At 70.8% G+C, this 16,730-nt stretch carries 17 protein-coding genes and 1 pseudogene; 11 read left to right on the top strand and 7 right to left on the bottom strand.

The genetic code is table 11. From position 1 onward, the window contains the following. Window positions 1–38 precede the first annotated feature (38 nt). Window positions 39–1,028 (top strand): glycoside hydrolase family 76 protein, encoded by a 990-nt coding sequence (locus tag IE290_RS26255; RefSeq protein WP_191247332.1) that lies wholly within the window; start codon window positions 39–41, stop codon window positions 1,026–1,028. Here the strand turns inward: IE290_RS26255 and IE290_RS26250 are convergent. Beyond that, window positions 1,025–2,035: a LacI family DNA-binding transcriptional regulator gene (locus IE290_RS26250; protein WP_191247331.1), complete on the bottom strand. Its 1,011-nt coding sequence runs from the start codon at window positions 2,033–2,035 to the stop codon at window positions 1,025–1,027. The two genes, IE290_RS26255 and IE290_RS26250, sit on opposite strands and share 4 nt — an antisense overlap. A 118-nt stretch (window positions 2,036–2,153) precedes the next feature. Here IE290_RS26250 and IE290_RS26245 point away from each other — a divergent pair, with 118 nt between their 5' ends. The 7 genes and pseudogenes from IE290_RS26245 to IE290_RS26215 all read left to right on the top strand — a co-directional run bounded on the left by IE290_RS26245 (window position 2,154) and on the right by IE290_RS26215 (window position 7,747). Further along, on the top strand, window positions 2,154–3,158 hold the full coding sequence (locus IE290_RS26245; protein WP_191247330.1) for a substrate-binding domain-containing protein: 1,005 nt from the start codon (window positions 2,154–2,156) through the stop codon (window positions 3,156–3,158). After that, window positions 3,155–4,138 (top strand): ABC transporter permease, encoded by a 984-nt coding sequence (locus tag IE290_RS26240; protein ID WP_191247329.1) that lies wholly within the window; start codon window positions 3,155–3,157, stop codon window positions 4,136–4,138. Before IE290_RS26245 ends, IE290_RS26240 begins: the two co-directional genes overlap by 4 nt. Next, window positions 4,135–4,941, top strand: a complete 807-nt coding sequence (locus IE290_RS26235; protein WP_191247328.1) for an ATP-binding cassette domain-containing protein — start codon at window positions 4,135–4,137, stop codon at window positions 4,939–4,941. Before IE290_RS26240 ends, IE290_RS26235 begins: the two co-directional genes overlap by 4 nt. Then, window positions 4,938–5,777: a PfkB family carbohydrate kinase gene (locus tag IE290_RS26230; protein WP_191247327.1), complete on the top strand. Its 840-nt coding sequence runs from the start codon at window positions 4,938–4,940 to the stop codon at window positions 5,775–5,777. The genes IE290_RS26235 and IE290_RS26230 overlap by 4 nt, the downstream gene beginning before the upstream one ends. After that, window positions 5,774–6,421, top strand: coding sequence for a nucleoside/nucleotide kinase family protein (locus tag IE290_RS26225; RefSeq protein WP_191247326.1), 648 nt, complete (start codon window positions 5,774–5,776; stop codon window positions 6,419–6,421). Before IE290_RS26230 ends, IE290_RS26225 begins: the two co-directional genes overlap by 4 nt. Continuing rightward, a pseudogene (locus tag IE290_RS26220) lies at window positions 6,418–7,216 on the top strand (SDR family oxidoreductase). The gene IE290_RS26225 and the pseudogene IE290_RS26220 overlap by 4 nt, the downstream one beginning before the upstream one ends. A gap of 117 nt (window positions 7,217–7,333) precedes the next feature. Next, the gene (locus tag IE290_RS26215) at window positions 7,334–7,747 is read left to right on the top strand and encodes a VOC family protein (RefSeq protein ID WP_191247325.1); all 414 of its coding nucleotides are present in this window, start codon (window positions 7,334–7,336) and stop codon (window positions 7,745–7,747) included. A 32-nt stretch (window positions 7,748–7,779) separates the two neighbouring features. On the opposite strand, the gene IE290_RS26210 is transcribed toward IE290_RS26215, so the two are convergent. After that, window positions 7,780–8,715, bottom strand: coding sequence for a helix-turn-helix transcriptional regulator (locus IE290_RS26210; protein ID WP_191247324.1), 936 nt, complete (start codon window positions 8,713–8,715; stop codon window positions 7,780–7,782). A 78-nt stretch (window positions 8,716–8,793) separates the two neighbouring features. Here IE290_RS26210 and IE290_RS26205 point away from each other — a divergent pair, with 78 nt between their 5' ends. Then, window positions 8,794–9,189 carry a VOC family protein gene (locus tag IE290_RS26205; protein WP_191247323.1) on the top strand — a complete coding sequence of 132 codons (396 nt, stop codon included), beginning with the start codon at window positions 8,794–8,796 and terminating at the stop codon, window positions 9,187–9,189. Then, window positions 9,186–9,428, top strand: a complete 243-nt coding sequence (locus IE290_RS26200; protein WP_191247322.1) for a YdeI/OmpD-associated family protein — start codon at window positions 9,186–9,188, stop codon at window positions 9,426–9,428. The genes IE290_RS26205 and IE290_RS26200 overlap by 4 nt, the downstream gene beginning before the upstream one ends. Here IE290_RS26200 and IE290_RS26195 read toward each other — a convergent pair. The 4 genes from IE290_RS26195 to IE290_RS26180 all read right to left on the bottom strand — a co-directional run bounded on the left by IE290_RS26195 (window position 9,425) and on the right by IE290_RS26180 (window position 14,187). Further along, the gene (locus IE290_RS26195) at window positions 9,425–10,105 is read right to left on the bottom strand and encodes a DedA family protein (RefSeq protein WP_191247321.1); all 681 of its coding nucleotides are present in this window, start codon (window positions 10,103–10,105) and stop codon (window positions 9,425–9,427) included. The two genes, IE290_RS26200 and IE290_RS26195, sit on opposite strands and share 4 nt — an antisense overlap. 112 nt (window positions 10,106–10,217) lie before the next feature. After that, complete coding sequence (locus IE290_RS26190; protein WP_191247320.1) at window positions 10,218–11,039, bottom strand: YceI family protein; 822 nt, start codon at window positions 11,037–11,039, stop codon at window positions 10,218–10,220. Next, window positions 11,036–13,666 (bottom strand): MFS transporter, encoded by a 2,631-nt coding sequence (locus IE290_RS26185; RefSeq protein WP_191247319.1) that lies wholly within the window; start codon window positions 13,664–13,666, stop codon window positions 11,036–11,038. Before IE290_RS26185 ends, IE290_RS26190 begins: the two co-directional genes overlap by 4 nt. Next, the gene (locus tag IE290_RS26180) at window positions 13,663–14,187 is read right to left on the bottom strand and encodes a MarR family winged helix-turn-helix transcriptional regulator (protein WP_094006507.1); all 525 of its coding nucleotides are present in this window, start codon (window positions 14,185–14,187) and stop codon (window positions 13,663–13,665) included. Before IE290_RS26180 ends, IE290_RS26185 begins: the two co-directional genes overlap by 4 nt. A gap of 212 nt (window positions 14,188–14,399) precedes the next feature. Here IE290_RS26180 and IE290_RS26175 point away from each other — a divergent pair, with 212 nt between their 5' ends. Beyond that, window positions 14,400–15,791 (top strand): FAD-binding oxidoreductase, encoded by a 1,392-nt coding sequence (locus tag IE290_RS26175; RefSeq protein ID WP_191247318.1) that lies wholly within the window; start codon window positions 14,400–14,402, stop codon window positions 15,789–15,791. Window positions 15,792–15,973: 182 nt separating this feature from the next. On the opposite strand, the gene IE290_RS26170 is transcribed toward IE290_RS26175, so the two are convergent. Beyond that, window positions 15,974–16,690: a DedA family protein gene (locus IE290_RS26170; RefSeq protein WP_191247317.1), complete on the bottom strand. Its 717-nt coding sequence runs from the start codon at window positions 16,688–16,690 to the stop codon at window positions 15,974–15,976. Between the last annotated feature and the right edge of the window lie 40 nt (window positions 16,691–16,730).

Genomic DNA, 16,730 nt, shown 5'->3' with positions numbered 1-16,730 from the left:
ACCCAGCGGCATGTCGAGGGCCAATCCATGATGGGTTCATGCACAGCGACTGGGCCGCCGCCGCGGAACGGGCGATCGTCACCCGGCACCTGCGCCGGGTCTGGGGACTGCCGGGCACGCTGCTCGCCCGGAGCGGCTGGCCGGCGACCCCCGATCAGCGGCTGCACCGGCACTGGAACTACTGGTGGCAGGCGCACTTCCTGGACTGCCTCGCCGACGCGCAACTGCGGGACCCGACGCCCGCGCGGGAGGCGGCGATCGACCGGTTCGTGTCGTCGATGCGGTTGCGGAACTTCGGCAGCTGGCGCAACGACTACTACGACGACCTGGCGTGGCTTGGGCTCGCGTTGCAGCGCACCGGCCGGGACGTGAGCTTCTTCCTCGGCGAGCTGCGGTCCGGGTGGACGACGGAGGGCGGCGGCGGCATCTGGTGGCGGCGCGGCGACCGGTTCAAGAACGCGCCGTCGAACGGCCCGGCGGCGATCCTGTTCGCCAGGGCCGGTGACGTGGAGCGGGCGCGGGAACTGCTGGACTGGATGGAGAAGACGCTCGTCGACCCCGACAGCGGCCTGGTGTGGGACGGGTTGCGGGTGGACAGTGCCGACCTGGTCCAGGAGATCTACACGTACTGCCAGGGCGTCTTCCTCGGCGCGTGCCTGGAGATGTCCGAAATGGACCGGGCGGCGCGGACGATCCGGGCGGTGGCGGCGAACTGCGCACCGGGCGGGGTGCTCCGGGGTCAGGGTGGCGGTGATGGTGGCCTGTTCGCGGGGATCCTGGCGCGGTACCTGGCGCTGGCCGTGCACAGGTTGCCGCCGGGCCCGGAGGTCGACGCGGCACGCGACCTGGTGCTCGCTTCCGCGGAAGCGGCGTGGACCGGCGCGGCCGACGCCTATGGCGGCCCGCTGTTCAGTCCGGAGTGGAGCGAGCCGGCGCCGACACCGCCGCTGCCGAAAGGCCATCCGGCACGGGACCTCTCGGTGCAGCTGGGCGCGTGGATGCTCCTGGAGGCAGCGGCGACGCTCTAGAGACCGCAGCCGCAGGAGGCGCGGTGCATCAGCCGTGGCGGTAGCCGGACCGTCTCGTGTGGCCGGTCCGGCTCCTGGATCCGCGCCAGCAGCAACCGCACCGCGCGGCGGCCGATCTCCTCGATCGGCTGGGCCATCGTGGTCAGCGGCGGCTCGACCAGGTCCGACCACTCGACGTCGTCGAACCCGGCGAGCGCCAGGTCCGCGCCGGCCCGCAACCCCCGGCGGCGGATCTCGTGCAGCACGCCGACCATCATCGAGTCGTTCGCCACCACGAGCGCCGTCGGCCGGTCGGGCAAGGACAGCAGCTTCGCCGTCGCCGCCGCGCCGCCCTCGCGCGAGGAGTGCCCGGACACCACCAGCTCCGGGTTCCACGACAACCCGCCGCGCCCGAGCCCGAGCCGGTACCCGAGTGTGCGCTCCTCCGACGTGGTCAGCCCGGGCATTCCGCTGACGAACCCGATCCGCCGGTGCCCCAGCGAGGCCAGGTGCTCGGTCAGCGCCGACGTGGACTGGATGTTCTCCGACCCGACCTGGTCGACGTCGGTCCGCATGGTCAGCCGGTCGATCAGCACGGTCGGCAGCCCCAGCGACACCAGTTCGCTGATCACCCGGCCGTCCCCCGCCGCCGGCGTCAGCAGCATGCCCTCGACCCGCCGGGACCGCAGCGTCCGGACCGTCTCCTGCTCGGTCTTCACGGTGTCGTGGGTGTCGGCGAGCAGCACCGTGTACCCGGCCGCGGCCGCCTCCCGCTCGATCGCCTGCATCAGCGCCGCGAAGTACGGGTTGGCCAGCAGCGAGATCGCGACCCCGATCTGCCGCGTGCCGCCGGTGACCAGCGAGCGGGCGATCGCGTCGCCGGTGTACCCGGTTTCCTCGATGGCGCGCAGCACCGCGGCCTTGGTTTCCGGGGCCACCGCGCGGGTCCCGTTCACCACGTGTGAGACGGTGGTGATCGAGACGCCCGCCAGATCGGCGACGTCCTTCTGGGTGGGCCTGGACGGCATCAGAGTTCTCCAACGAGCACGGGCGATCCGCAAGCGTTTGCGCAAACGCTTGCCGGAGTAGTGTAAGCCCTCCTACCGTCCCCGTCGGCAAACGATCAGCCTCGATGGGGAGGGCAGCGTGAGACACCGGAGTCTCCTGTGCCTCGTCACGGCCGGCTTGCTGGCCGTCAGCGGGTGCACCGTCGAACGCCACTGGGGTGGCGGTTCGGCCCCGGCGGGCAGTGGCCAGGCCAAGGTCGGCCTGGTGACGAAGACCGAAACGAACCCGTACTTCGTGGAGCTGCGCAACGCGGCGAGCGCCGCCGCGCGGGCCCAGGGTGCCGAGTTCATGGCGCTGGCCGGGCAGTTCGACGGCGACAACGACGGCCAGGTCCGGGCCATCGAGAACATGGTCCAGCAGGGCGTCACCACCATCCTGATCACCCCGAACTCCTCGACCGGCGTGCTCGCCGCGATCGAGCGGGCGCGTCAGGCCGGGGTCATGGTGATCGCGCTGGACACCGCGACCGAGCCGGCCGACGCCGTCGACGCCACCTACGCGACGGACAACGTCGCGGCCGGCCGCCAGCAGGGCGCCTACGTCAAGGCCGCGCTCGGCGCCACCGCGCCGAAGGTGATCATGATCGACGGCACCGCGGGCAGCACCGTGGACACCTACCGGCACAACGGGTTCCTCGAGGGCATCGGCCTGAAGGACGGCGACCCGGCGATCGTGGGACGGGACAACGCCAACGGCGACCAGTCCATCGCCCAGCAGAAGATGGAGAACCTGCTCCAGCGCACCACCGACATCAACGCCGTCTACACGATGAACGAGCCGACCGCCCGCGGCGCGTACGCGGCGCTGCAGGCGCGCGGCCTGCGGATCCTGATGGGCTCGATCGACGGCGGCTGCCAGGGCGTGCAGAACGTGCGCGACGGCCTGTACGCGGCGACGGTCATGCAGTTCCCGCGCAAGATGGCCGAGGAGGGCGTCACCGCCGCCGTCAAGTACGCGCGGACCGGGCAGAAGCCGAGCGGGTTCATCGACACCGGATCCGTGGTCATCACCGACCGCCCGATGCCCGGCGTGCCCAGCCAGGACACCACGTGGGGCCTGCAGAACTGCTGGGGGACGAAATGACAGCGACCACTGTGGACAGGCGCGAATCGCTCGGTGAGTTCTTCCTGCGCGCCCCGGCGATCGGACCCGCGCTCGCGCTGGTCGTCGCGGTCGTGGTGTTCTCGGTGTCCACCAGCACCTTCTTGGAGCTGGACAACCTGTCGCTGGTGGTCGAGCAGTCGCTCGTGGTCGGCACGCTCGCGCTCGGCCAGACGCTGATCATCCTCACCGCGGGCATCGACCTGTCGAACGCGGCGGCGATGGTCCTGGCGACCCTGCTGATGGCGAAACTGCTGGTCGGCGGGGTGCCCGGGATCTTCGCGCTCATCCTCGGCGTGCTGGTCGCCACCGTGCTCGGGCTGGTCACCGGCTCGCTGGTGACGCGGGTCAAGCTGCCGCCGTTCATCGTCACGCTGGGCCTGTTCACGATGCTCACCGCGGCGGGCAAGCTGGTCGCCGACGGCCAGGCGGTGCCGATCGCGCCGGACTCGCTGCTCGCCTGGCTGGGCACCCGGCGCTACCTGTTCGGCGGCATCCCGGTCACCTACGGCATGACGCTCGCGCTGGTGATGTACCTCGTGCTCTGGTACGCGCTGACCAGGACCGCGTGGGGCAAGCACGTGTACGCGGTGGGCAACGCGCCGGAAGCCGCGCGGCTGAGCGGCATCAAGGTCAACCGGACGATCGTGTCGGTGTACCTGGTGGCCGGGCTGATCTTCGGGATCGCCGCGTGGCAGGCGCTGGGCCGGGTGCCCAACGCCGACCCGAACGCCTACCAGCTCGGCAACCTCGACTCGATCACCGCGGTCGTGCTCGGCGGCACCAGCCTGTTCGGCGGACGCGGGTCGGTGTTCGGGACGATGATGGGTGCGCTGATCGTGACGGTGCTGCGCTCCGGGCTGACCCAGCTCGGCGTCGACTCGCTCTACCAGGACGTCGCCACCGGTGCGCTGGTGATCGCCGCGGTGGCCGTGGACCGGCTGGCCAGGAGGCAGAAATGACCCCGACACTCTCGGCGCGCGGCCTGGTCAAGCGCTTCGGCCGGGTGACCGCCATCGACGGCGCGGACTTCGACCTCGAACCGGGCGAGGTGCTCGCCGTGGTCGGCGACAACGGCGCCGGCAAGTCGAGCCTGATCAAGGCGCTGTCCGGCGCGCTGGTGCCGGACGCGGGCGAGATCTTCGTCGACGGCGAGCCGGTGCACTTCCGCACGCCGCTGGACGCCCGCCGCTGCGGCATCGAGACCGTCTACCAGGACCTCGCGCTGGCGCCGGCGCAGGACATCGCGACCAACATGTTCCTGGGCCGGGAGATCCGGCGCGGCGGCGTGTTCGGGCTGGTCCGCAAGCTGGACACGGCGAAGATGCGTGCCGAGGCCCAGCGGGTGCTCGACGAGCTGGACATCAAGATCAAGTCGATCACGCAGCCGGTCGAGACGCTCTCCGGTGGTCAGCGGCAGGGCGTCGCGGTGGCGCGTGCGGCGGCGTTCGGCACCAAGGCCGTGATCATGGACGAGCCGACCGCGGCGCTCGGCGTGGCCGAGTCGTCGAAGGTGCTCCAGCTGATCGACCGGATCCGGCAGCGCGGGCTGCCGGTCGTGCTGATCAGCCACAACATGCCGCACGTGTTCGAGATCGCGGACCGCATCCACGTGCACCGGCTGGGCAAGCGCGTCGGAGTGGTGTCGCCGAAGACGACCAGCATGAACCAGGTGGTCGGGCTGATCACCGGCGCGCTGCGCGTCGGGGCGGACGGGCAGGTGGAGGAAGTCGAGTCGGCGGTCCGGACGGGGTTGTCCGCGTGACCGTCCTGCTCGCGGGGCTGTGCACGGTCGATCTCGTGCAGCGGGTGGCGGAGCTGCCGTCGCCCGGCGAGAAGGTGCAGTCGTCGAGCGTCGAGGTGGCCGCGGGCGGACCGGCGACGAACGCCGCCGTGACGGTCGCGGCCCTCGGCGAGGCGGCCGTCCTGGTGACGGCACTGGGCAGGCACCCGCTCGCCGGGCTGGCCCGCGCCGACCTGGCCGCGCACGGCGTGCGGGTCGTCGACACCGCCCCCGAGCAGGACGAACCACCCGCGGTGAGTGCCGTCGCGGTCCGCGACCGCGACGGCGAACGGACCGTCGTCTCGCGCAACGCCGGGACGAATCCCGGTGCCATGCCGTCCGAACTGCCGGACGGCGTCCGAGCGGTGCTGGTCGACGGGCACCTGCCGCGGCTGGCGGTGGGCGTCGCGCGCTGGGCCCGGTCGCGGGGCATCCCGGTCGTGCTGGACGCGGGCAGCTGGAAACCGGTGATGGACGAGCTGCTACCGCTGGTCGACATCGCGGCCTGCTCGGCGCACTTCCGCGCACCCGGGCCGGACCTGCGGGAACGCGGGGTGCCGACGGTGATCGTGACGAACGGTCCCCGGCCGGTGCGCTGGGAATCGGGCGGTGAAGCTGGTGAGATCGAGGTGCCCGCGGTGCGCGCGGTGGACACACTGGGCGCCGGGGACGTGTGGCATGGGGCGCTGGTCTACGGCGTCGAGAGGTTTCGGCTGCCGGAGCTGATCCGGTTCGCCAACGAAGTGGCCGCGGAGAAGGTGCGGCACGCCGGACCCCGGGCGTGGGTTTCGGAGGTAGGGAAGTTGGGAGTGCGATGACGGCGACGAGTCCGACGTTCGACGAGCTGCTGGCCAGGGCGGAGAGCCTGGTGGCGCGGGGGCGGCGGTCCATCCTGGGGATCGTGGGCGCGCCCGCGGCCGGCAAGACCACCCTGGCCCGCGGGCTGGCCGACGCGCTCGGCAACCGCGCGGTCGTGGTCGGGATGGACGGGTACCACCTGGCGCAGGTCGAGCTGCAGCGGCTGGGCCGGACCGAGCGCAAGGGTGCGCCGGACACGTTCGACGCCTACGGGTACGTGAGCCTGCTGCGCCGCATCAAGGAGACCAAGGAGACGGTGTACGCGCCGCTGTTCCGGCGCGAGATCGAGGAGCCGATCGCCGGCGCGGTGTGCGTGCCGCCGGACGTGCCGTTGGTCATCACCGAGGGCAACTACCTGCTGGTCGACGACGAGCCGTGGAGCGACGTGCGTGGCCTGGCCGACGAGGTGTGGTACCTGCGGCCGGACGAGAAGGAACGGATCGAGCGGCTGGTCACCCGGCACCGCCGGTACGGCCGCACGCTGGTGGAGGCGCGGGCCAGGGCGCTGGGCAGCGACCAGCGCAACGCGGACCTGATCGAGACCACGGCGAGCCGGGCCGACCTGGTGCTGGAGAACCTGCCGCTGCAGAACTTCGTGATATGAGCGGCGTCCTCGTCGTCACCGGGGGCAGCCGGGGCATCGGCGCGGCCGTCGCGACGCTGGGCGCCGTACGCGGGTACGACGTGTTGATCAACTACGCGACCGACTCGGCGGCGGCCGAGGAGGTCGTCTCGCGGGTGCGCGAGTCGGGGCGGAAGGCACTGGCCGTCCGGGGCGATGTGGCGTCCGAGGACGACGTGATCGCGTTGTTCGACGCGGCAGCCGGCCTGGGCCCGGTCACCGCGGTGGTGAACAACGCGGCGATCACCGGCAACACGCCCGGTCGGCTGGACTCCCAGGACGTCGCGACCGTGCGCCGCGTGCTGGACGTGAACGTGACCGGGGTGTTCCTGTGCTGCCGGGAGGCCGTGCGGCGCATGTCGACGCGTGAATGTGGCCGCGGCGCGCAGCGCCTCCGTTGAGGGTGGTGGTGGGCGACGGGCGGGCGGGTCCGGTGGTGCGGTGGTGAACATCTCGTCCACAGCCGCGCGCACCGGCTCGCCGGGCGAGTGGACGCACTACGCCGCGACGAAGGCGGCGGTCGAGACGCTGACCTGGGGCCTGGCGCAGGAGGTCGCGCGCGAGGGCGTGCGCGTCAACGCCGTGGCGCCCGGCCTGGTGGACACGGGCCTGCACGCCGTGGCCGGGTTGCCGGACCGGATCGACCGTCTCGCACCGGGGATCCCGCTGGCGCGGCCCGGGCAGCCGGCGGAGATCGCCGAGGCGGTCCTGTGGATGCTTTCGCCTGCGGCGTCCTACGCGGTGGGGGCGATCCTGCCGGTCGGCGGCGGTCGCTGACTTGCCCACAGCCTGTGGATGAATCTTCGAGTTGTCCACAGGTACACCCGTGGAAACCGGGAACCCGAACGGGACGTTGTACTCGTGAGGGGGCACGATCGGGTGAGAAGGAACTGCATGTCGAAGCTGACCGGAGTGCACCACCTGGCCCTCACGGTGACTGACGTCGACCGGAGTGTGCCCTGGTACGAGCGGGTGCTCGACCTGAGGGAGACCGGACGGCGGGAGGACCCCGAGACCGGCCTGCGGAAGGTCGTGCTCCAAGCCCCCGGCGACGCGTTCTCGGTGGTGCTGCTGCAGCACCCGGACACCGAGCGCGGCCCGTTCGACGAGCGGCGGACCGGGCTGGACCACGTCGCCTTCACCGTGCCGACCTTCGACGAGCTGAAGCAGTGGGAGCAGCGGCTGGCGGACTACGGGGTGGAGTACAGCCCCGCCAAGCGGTCGCGCACCCTGCCCGGCTCGGCGGTGATCGTGTTCCGCGACCCGGACGGCATCCAGCTGGAGGTCTGGGCGGACATCGAGTCCTGACACCGGGTACCGTCCCACCCGCACCTCGCCGCTCAGCTGTACTGAGCCAGCAGCTCCGCGCCGATCCTCGCCAGCTCCGCGCGGACCGGCTCGGGGTCCAGCACCTCGATCAGGCCGCCCCAGCCGGCCAGGTTGCGGGCCACGTCGAGCGGGGTCGGCGCCGCCAGGCGGACCCGGCTGTGGGCGGCCTCCTCGGCGACCACCTCGCAGTGCCGCCCGAACTGGCCCCGCAGCACCGGCACGAACCTCGTCTCGATGCGCACGGTCGCCCAGGTGCGCGACCGCCGCCGCTCCACCTCACCGACCACCTCGTCCCACGCCGCCGCCAGGGTGAAGTCGTCGGGCCGCGAAGCCGGCTCGTCCGTCGGCTCGGCGCGCACGATCCGGTCGACCCGGAACGTCCGCCTGCCCCGCTCGGTGCCGGCCACCAGGTACCAGACCTCGTCCTTGTCGACCAGCCCCCACGGGTCGACCAGCCGCTCCGACCGCTCCCGCTTCGCGTTCGAGTACGTCAGCCGCACCTTCCGGCGCCCGATGACGGCGGCCTGCAGCCGGTCCACCAGTTCCGGACGGGTCCTGTCGCGCTCGCCCCAGCGCGCGGGGTCGATCATCGTCGCGTTCGCCGCGGCTTCGGCCTCGGCCCGGAACGGTCCCGGAAGCGCTCGCACCAGCTTGCGCATCGCCGCCTTCGCCTCGTCCGACTCCGCCACCGGGCCCGCGAGCAGGAACAACGCCCGCGCCTCCGCCGCCGACAGCCCGCTCAGATCCGTCCGCGCACCCCCGACGAGCGACCACCCACCGCCGCGGCCCGGTTGTGGATAAACCGGGATCCCGGCTGTGGACAACGCCTCCAGATCCCGCCGCGCGGTGGCGACCGAAACCTCCAGCTCGGCCGCCAGCTCCGCGGCCGTCACCCGGCCGCGGGCCTGCATCAGCAGCACCGCGGAAATCAACCGGTCAGCGCGCACGATTTCCTCCGCAAAGTGCTCAGTTGGTGAGCACTTTAGGCGCGAGCATGGGTCCTGTCACCGGAGAAAGGACCCGAAATGCTGCGAGGACTCACCACCGTCACCTACTACGCCGACGACGTCGAGGCCGCCGGCCGCTGGTACAGCGAGGTTCTCGGCGCCGAGCCGTACTTCCGCCGCCCGGTCGAGGGCCCGGCTGCCTACCTGGAGTTCCGGATCGGCGACTACCAGCACGAACTCGGCCTGATTGACAGCCGCTACGCGCCGGAACAGCCGGGCCCGAACGGCGTGATCGTCTACTGGCACGTCGACGACGTCGAGGCCGCCTACCAGCGCCTGCTCGACCTGGGCGCGTCCGAGCACGAGAAGCCCGTCGAACGCGGCCCCGGGTTCGTCACCGCCTCCGTGGTCGACCCGTTCGGCAACGTGCTCGGCGTGATGTTCAACCAGCACTACCTGGACGTGCTGCGATGACCACCCTCAGCGCGCCCACCGCGGCGGACTGGCGGGACTGGCTCGCCGCGCACAGTGGCACCGAACAGGAGATCTGGCTGGTCATCCAGCACAAGGACAGCCCGCTGCCCAGCGTCGGCTACGGCGAGGCCATCGAGCAGGCCCTGTGCTTCGGCTGGATCGACAGCCACGCCCGCAAACACGACGCGACCAGCTTCCGGCTGCGGTTCACCCCGCGGGCCCGCGGCGCCTGGGACTAGGCCGCCGCCGGGTACTCGTTGTCCGGCTCCTCGTCGACCGGGCGGCGCATCTCCTGCCGGTACCGGAAGAAGCCGTACCCGGTGCCGAAGACGAAGAACGCGATCGACAGCCACACCAGCACGGTCTTGACCCACGGGATCGCGTCCAGCAGGCCGGCGCCGTAGTAGCCGATCAGCACCAGCGTCGGCACCCAGAACACACCGCCGAGTGCCGTGGCGAACATGAACCGCCGCGGGTCCATCCGCGCCGCACCCGCGATCAGCGGTGCCAGCGTGCGCACCCACGGGATCCACCGGGCGGCGACGATCGCGAAGAACCCCTTGCGGTCCAGGAACTCCCGCGCCCGTTCCAGGTTCGCCCGGTTCAGCACCTTGCCCCCGCGCCGGGCGATGAACCTGACCCCGGTCTGCTGGCCGATGTAGTAGCCGACCTGGTTGCCGACCACCGCGACGACCAGCGCGGCCCCCGACAACAGCCAGGCGCTCGCGTGCGCCCCGTGCGAGGCGAGCACGACCCCGGCCGCGAACAGCAGCGAGTCACCGGGCAGGAACAGCCCGATGATGAGGGCGCACTCGATGAACACGAAGCTGAGCACGATGACCCAGACCAGCAGCGGGCCGGCCGTGTTCAACCAGCCGACGCCGACGGCTTCGGACGCGGCGAAGTCGAAAGTCACCCGGAAAGCGTACGTGCCGCACGCAACCACCAGTCAGCCGATCGGCGGAAAACAGGTGATCGTTACGGAACGCGGTCGCACACCGAACGGAATGTGCGACCGCGTTTCCGCCTCACATCTGCGGCAGTGACTCGCCCTGAACAGCCTCGATGTCGAGTTCGATCTTGATGTTCGACCCGATCGCGGCGACCCCGGCACGCACCATCGCGTTGTAATTGATCGCGAAATCGTTCCGGTGCAACTGCGTTTCGGCGTGGAACGCGACCCGCACACCGCCCCACGGGTCCGGCCCGTAGCCGCCGTAGGTCAGGTCCAGCTCAACCGCCTTGCGCTCGCCGTGCAGCGTCAGCTCCCCGGCCAGCGTCCAGGTGTCCGTGCCGCGCTGCCGCAACCCGGTGCTGACGAACCCGATCACCGGGTAGGACTCGACGTCCAGGAACTCCGGCGACCGCAGGTGGTCGTCGCGCATCTTGATGCCGGTGTCGATGCTCGCGGCCTTGATCTCGGCCTCGACCCGCGACTGCTCGACCGGGCGGCCGATGTCGATGCGGCCGCTGATGTCGGAGAACCGCGCCTTGATGCTGGCGATGCCCAGGTGCCGCGCGGTCGCCACGGCGCTGGAGTGCACCGGGTCGATCGTCCACGGCCCCGCGGGCGGCAGCTCGACCGCGCCGGCCATCGGGGTCACCACGAGGTCGCCGAGCGAGCCGGACCCGTCCGAGCCGATCTGCGCGGTCCGCGCCACCGGGGCGTGCCCGGCGGCGGTGAGGACCGCGGTGTAGATGCCCGCGGGCAGCGGTGGGGTGACCACCGCTCCCGTGGCGTCGGCGACGGCGCGCGCGACCTGCTGGCCGCTCATGTCCGTCACCGTCAGGACCGCGTTCTCCACCGCCCAGCCCTCGGCCGTGCGGATCTGTGCGCGCAACCCGCTCATGAGTGCTCCACCCCGTTGCTCGCCGGGTCGCCGAGCTGGTCGAGCACCTGCTCGTAGCCCAGCCGGACGTCGTGCTGGACGTCGCCGCCACCCGGCAGGTTCACCTGGCTCGTCGCCGGCGGGTACCCGCTGGCGACCACGGTGTAGTCACCCTCGGGCAGGTCGCTGACGACGTACTCGCCGTTCTCGTCGGTCCGCGCGACCGCGGCGACGTTGCCCTCGGCATCCAGGACGGTGATCCGCGCGTCCGGCACCGGGCGGCCGCCGTCGGTGCGGGCGGTCCCGGCCAGCAGCACGGCGGGCGCGACCTCGATGTCCTGCCGCAGCACCCCGCTGTCCGGCACGGTGATCAGCGACGCGACCGGGCGCATCTTCTCGGCACTCGCGACCAGCGTGTAGGTGCCGGAGCTGACGCCGTGGAACACGTAGCCGCCCTCGGCGTCGCTGATCGCGGCCCCGGTGACCTCACCGCGCGAGTCGGTCAGCGTCACGGTGGCCCCGGCCAGCGGGGACCCGCTGCCCGCCACCCGGACCACACCGCTCAGCTCGCCCGATCCGATGAGCGTGAGGTCCAGCCGCGCCGGGCCGTCCGCGACGACCACGCTGGCCGCCTGCGGCTGGTGCCCCGCCGCCGACACGATCAGCACGTACGTGCCGTTGCCCGGCGCGCCGATGCGGTAGCCGCCGTCACCGCCACCGGTCGCCCGCGAGACCTGACGGCCCCGCTGGTCGATCAGGGTCAGGGCGGCGCCGCCGACCGACGTGCCGTCCTGGCGCCGGACGGTGCCGGTGATCGGCTGACCGCCGGTGCCCAGGGCGTGGTCCGTCCCGGCGCTCGCGACCGCGTTCGTGATCGGCGCGGTCTGCGCGGCGAGCTGGTACTCGCCGTGTCCGTTGTCGCTCAACGCATGCCTCCCACCGACCAGCACGGGTTCCCGGTCCTGTTCGAACGCGGCGTCCGCGTCCGCCCAGGTGTCCGCCTCCGCCTCCGCCTTCGCCTTCTCGTCCGGCAGCAGCGCCTCGCCGCCCTCGACCGGCGGTGCGGGCACCGCCGGGCCGCCGGCCAGCGGGATCTCCCGCATGAACGCGAGCACGATCGCGGCGAGCAGCGCGACGCCGCCGGCGACGTAGAAGACGCCGTGCATCGAGTTGGTGAACCCGGTCAGGATCGGGACCTTCACCGCGTCGGGCAGGTTGTGCAGGCCGCTGGTGTCCGCCTGCAGCGCGCTCAGCTGGTTCTGGTCGAAGCCGGCGGGCAGGTTCCCGCCGAAGGCGTCGGCGATCCTGCCCGGCAGCAGGTTGAACAGGATCGTCAGGAAGACCGCGACACCCAGGGTGCCGCCCATCTGCCGGAAGAACGTCGCCGACGCGGTCGACACACCCATGTCGCGGCGCGGGCCGGCGTTCTGCGCGGCGATGATCAGCGTCTGCATGCAGCCACCGAGGCCGAGGCCGATGAGCAGGGCGATGAGCAGCGGCTGCCACAGCGGGCTGTCGTAGTGCACCTGCGCGTAGAGCGCGGCGCCCGCGGCGATCAGGACCGTGCCGATCACCGGCAGGATCTTGTAGTGCCCGGTCTTGGCGGTGATCCGGCCGGAGATCTGCGAGCCGGTCATGATGCCCAGCACCAGCGGCAGCATCAGCAGGCCCGCCTCGGTCGGCGAGTAGCCCCGCACGACCTGGAAGTACAGCGGGATCATGCTGATCGAGCCGAACATGCCGATACCGACGAGGGTGCCGCCGCCGATCGCGACGCTGAACGTCGAGTTGCGGAACAGCCGCAGCGGGATCAGCGCCTCGTCCTTCATCACGTACTCGACGAAGAGGAACAGCACGATGCCGAACGCCGCGACGGCGTAGCAGATCACCGACGTGGTGGAGCCCCAGCCCCAGGTACGGCCCTGCTCGGCGACCAGCAGCAGCGGCACCACGGCGATGGCCAGCGAGATCGCGCCGAACCAGTCGATGCGGTGGTCCTGCCGCTGGTGCGGCACGTTCAGCACCTTGGCGACAACCGCCAGCGCCAGGACGCCGATCGGGACGTTGATCAGGAAGATCCAGCGCCAGCCGTCGAAGCCGGCCAGGCTCTCGAAACCGGAGAAGAGGCCGCCCAGCACCGGGCCGAGCACGGTCGCGCTGCCGAAGACCATCATGAAGTAGCCCTGGTACTTGACCCGTTCCCGGGCCGGCACCACGTCACCGATGATCGTCATGGCCAGCGACATCAGGCCGCCTGCGCCAAGGCCCTGGAACGCCCGGAACGCGGCCAGCTCGTACATCGAGGTGGCGAACGTGCAGGCGGCCGAGCCGATCACGAACAACGCGATCGCGGTCAGGTAGAACGGCTTGCGCCCGTAGATGTCGGACAGCTTGCCGTACAGCGGTGTCGCGATGGTCGCGGTGATCAGGTACGCCGTGGTCGCCCACGCCTGCTCGTCGAAGCCGTGCAGGTCGTTGGCGATCTTGACGATCGCGACGCTGACGATGTTCTGGTCCAGCGCCGCCAGGAACATCCCCAGCAGGAGTCCACTGAGGATGGTCAGGATCTGTTTGTGCGTCAGGCGCGGACCCTCGTCCGCGACGGCGCCCCCGGCGGGCGCCGGTTGTTCTCGTGTGGAGCGTGTCATGCGCTTTCCCCCTTGCTGCGCGCCGAGATCTGGTCGGCGAGTTGTGGAGCGTGTGCTTCGATCCCCGTGTTCAGCCGGTCGAGGAGCCGGTTCAGGAGGCGGCGCTCCTCCTCCGGCCACTCGGCGAGCACCTCGGCCAGCCACCGGTTGCGTTGCCTGCGGTTCTCCTCGAACACGCGCAGCCCCTCGCTGGTCGGCGCGAGCAGGCAGGCCCGTCCGTCCTCGGGGTCGGCGAGGCGTTCGACCAGGCCGTGCTGCACCAGGGAGCTGCTCTGCCTGCTGATCGTGGAGATCTCGGCGTGCAGCGCCTCGGCGAGCTTGCTGGTGCGCTGCGGCCCGTCGTGGACGAGCTGGAACAGGATCGCGTAGGCGGCGCGTTCGATCCCGTCCGGTCCGAGCTTCGCGACCTGCGACTTGGCCTTGGTGAGCAGCCGCATGAACCGGACGAGCTGCACACCGAGCTCGTCGGCGATGTCGAGCTCGGTGTCCGTGAAGGCCGCTTCCTCTACGGGAGATGGCATGGCCGGATCACTCTCTTCGTACGGGATGTCTTATTTGACCGAAGCAACTAGTTGCTCGTGTCAAGGATGCACCCGCGATAGTTGGTTGCGCCACTCAAATAACCCGTCTGTGGTCGATGACACTTTAGTTGCCACAGGCAACTGGTTTGTCGGGAGAACATTGCGGAAAATTTTTTCCGCAGTGCGGAGGCGATCGGCCTTACCATAGATGCATGAGCACCGACGCTTTGCTGACGAAACTGCGCGCCGAGCTGGGCAAGGACGCTGTTCTGACCGATGCGGACGTCACCGGGAGCTACTCCCGCGACATGATGCCGCTGGCTCCCTCGGGCCGGCCGTTGGCGGTGGTGCTGCCCTCGGACGTCGAGGGGGTGCAGGCGGTGGTCCGCGCGTGCGCGGAGGCGAAGGTGCCGATCGTGCCGCGTGGCGCGGGCAGCGGGCTGTCCGGCGCGGCGAACGCCATCGACGGCTGTGTCGTGCTCGTGATGACCAAGCTCGACCAGATCCTGGAGATCGACGCGGGCAACCGGCTCGCCGTGGTGCAGCCCGGCGTGGTCAACCTGGACTTCCGCAACGCCGTGGAGAAGCACGGGCTGTTCTACCCGCCGGACCCGTCCAGCTACGACTGGTGCACGATCGGCGGCAACCTGTCCACCAACGCGGGCGGGCTGTGCTGCGTGAAGTACGGCGTGACCACCGACTCGGTGCTCGGCCTCGAGGTCGTGCTGGCCGACGGATCACTGCTCAAGACCGGCCGCCGGACCGTGAAGGGCGTGGCCGGTTACGACCTGGCCCGGCTGTTCGTCGGCAGCGAGGGCACCCTCGGGGTGATCACGCAGGCCACCGTGGCGCTCAAGCCGCTGCCGCAGGCGCCGGGCACGCTGGTCGCCGGTTTCGACACCACCGAGGCCGCCGGGACCGCGGTGGCGCGGACCGTGCGCGAGGGCCTGGTTCCCTCACTCATGGAGATCATGGACGCCAGCTCGATCAAGGCGGCCGAGACCTACCTCAAGACCGACCTCGGCGCCGGTTCCGACTGCCAGGCGCTGCTGCTGTGCCAGTCCGACTCGGGCGGCGAGGTGGCGCGGCGCGAGCTGGCCGCGCTGGAGCAGATCTGCGCCGACAGCGGCGCGACCATGACGTACGCGACGGACGACCTCGAAGAGGGCCGGATGCTGATGCAGGCGCGGCGGGTCGTGCTGAGCGCGCTGGAGCAGTACGGCGTGTGGCTGACCGACGACGTGTCCGTGCCGCGGACGCGGATCGCCGAGCTGATCGCCGGGTGCCAGCGGATCAGCGAGGAGGTCGGGCTGCGCATCGCGGTGGTCGGGCACGCCGGCGACGGCAACATGCACCCGACGATCGTCTACCAGCCGGGCAACGAGGACGAGTTCGCCCGTGCGCGGCGCGCGTTCGACGAGATCCTCGAGGTGGGCCTGAAGCTGGGCGGCACGGTTACCGGCGAGCACGGCGTCGGGAAGATCAAGAAGGAGTGGCTGGAGCGCGAGATCGGGCCGGTGGGCATGCGCGTGCACCGGCAGATCAAGCAGGCGCTGGACCCGGAGAACCTGTTCAACCCGGGATCGATGTTCTCGATGACCTGACGCTGCCGCATCGGCTGGTGTACTACCCAGGGCGTTGCTGCGGACCGAGCCGGAACTCGTCGCGGCGAGCTACCGGTTGCCCGATCTGCGCCCGGTCGATGGGACTACCGGCGATCGCGCCCATCTGAGACGCGAAAAAGGCCGCCGCACCCGTTTCCGGTGCGGCGGCCTTCGTACGGCAGTCAGCGCTCGATGCGCGGGATCCGCTGCGTGACCTCGGCGTCGGACTCGGCGGTCGCGCCCCGGGCGGCCGCCAGCTTCTTCTCGCGGCGGGACTTCGCCCACTCGATGACGATCGGCACCACCGAGACCAGCACGATCAGGATGAAGATGGCCTCGATGTTGTTCTTGATGAACGAGATGTTGCCGAGCAGGTGCCCCAGCGCGGTGATGCCGCCGGCCCACAGGATGCCGCCGATCACCGTGTAGGTGAAGTACTTCTTGGGGTCCATGCGGCCGATGCCGGCGATCCAGGTGATGAACGTCCGCACGAACGGCACGAACCGCGCCAGCACGACCGCCTTCGGGCCGTGCTTCTCCAGGAAGGCGTGCGTCTTGTCGACGTACTCCTGCTTGAAGAAACGCGAGTCCGGGCGCTTGAACAGCGCCGGCCCCGCCTTCCAGCCGATGGCGTAGCCGACCACGTTGCCCAGCAGCGCCGCGACGGTCACCAGGGTGCACACCAGCCACAGCGGCGCCTGGATCGAGCCCTGCGCGACGAACAGGCCCGCGGTGAACAGCAGCGAGTCACCGGGGAGCACCGGGAAGATGCTGCTCTCGATGAAGATGATCAGGCACAGCCCGAGGATCACGTACGCGCCGAACTCGGTCAGCAGGTACTCCGGGTTGAACCACTTCGGCATGAGAGCGAGCGTGGTCGCGGTCTCGGCGAGAATCACAGCACAAAACGGTACAGGGTGACCCTGTGTGCAGTATGTG

Origin of the sequence: Amycolatopsis deserti (genome assembly GCF_014653945.1) — a bacterium.
Lineage (GTDB): Bacteria > Actinomycetota > Actinomycetes > Mycobacteriales > Pseudonocardiaceae > Amycolatopsis_E > Amycolatopsis_E deserti.
This window is presented reverse-complemented; position numbering and strand designations above follow the sequence as displayed.

Excerpts from the sequence above, each read along its gene's own strand:
- IE290_RS26255 (WP_191247332.1), top strand. The coding sequence starts at position 39 with ATGCACAGCGACTGGGCCGCCGCCGCGGAACGGGCGATCGTCACCCGG.
- IE290_RS26250 (WP_191247331.1), bottom strand. The coding sequence starts at position 2,035 with ATGCCGTCCAGGCCCACCCAGAAGGACGTCGCCGATCTGGCGGGCGTC.
- IE290_RS26240 (WP_191247329.1), top strand. The coding sequence starts at position 3,155 with ATGACAGCGACCACTGTGGACAGGCGCGAATCGCTCGGTGAGTTCTTC.
- IE290_RS26235 (WP_191247328.1), top strand. The coding sequence starts at position 4,135 with ATGACCCCGACACTCTCGGCGCGCGGCCTGGTCAAGCGCTTCGGCCGG.
- IE290_RS26225 (WP_191247326.1), top strand. The coding sequence starts at position 5,774 with ATGACGGCGACGAGTCCGACGTTCGACGAGCTGCTGGCCAGGGCGGAG.
- IE290_RS26215 (WP_191247325.1), top strand. The coding sequence starts at position 7,334 with ATGTCGAAGCTGACCGGAGTGCACCACCTGGCCCTCACGGTGACTGAC.
- IE290_RS26205 (WP_191247323.1), top strand. The coding sequence starts at position 8,794 with ATGCTGCGAGGACTCACCACCGTCACCTACTACGCCGACGACGTCGAG.
- IE290_RS26200 (WP_191247322.1), top strand. The coding sequence starts at position 9,186 with ATGACCACCCTCAGCGCGCCCACCGCGGCGGACTGGCGGGACTGGCTC.
- IE290_RS26190 (WP_191247320.1), bottom strand. The coding sequence starts at position 11,039 with ATGAGCGGGTTGCGCGCACAGATCCGCACGGCCGAGGGCTGGGCGGTG.
- IE290_RS26185 (WP_191247319.1), bottom strand. The coding sequence starts at position 13,666 with ATGACACGCTCCACACGAGAACAACCGGCGCCCGCCGGGGGCGCCGTC.
- IE290_RS26180 (WP_094006507.1), bottom strand. The coding sequence starts at position 14,187 with ATGCCATCTCCCGTAGAGGAAGCGGCCTTCACGGACACCGAGCTCGAC.
- IE290_RS26175 (WP_191247318.1), top strand. The coding sequence starts at position 14,400 with ATGAGCACCGACGCTTTGCTGACGAAACTGCGCGCCGAGCTGGGCAAG.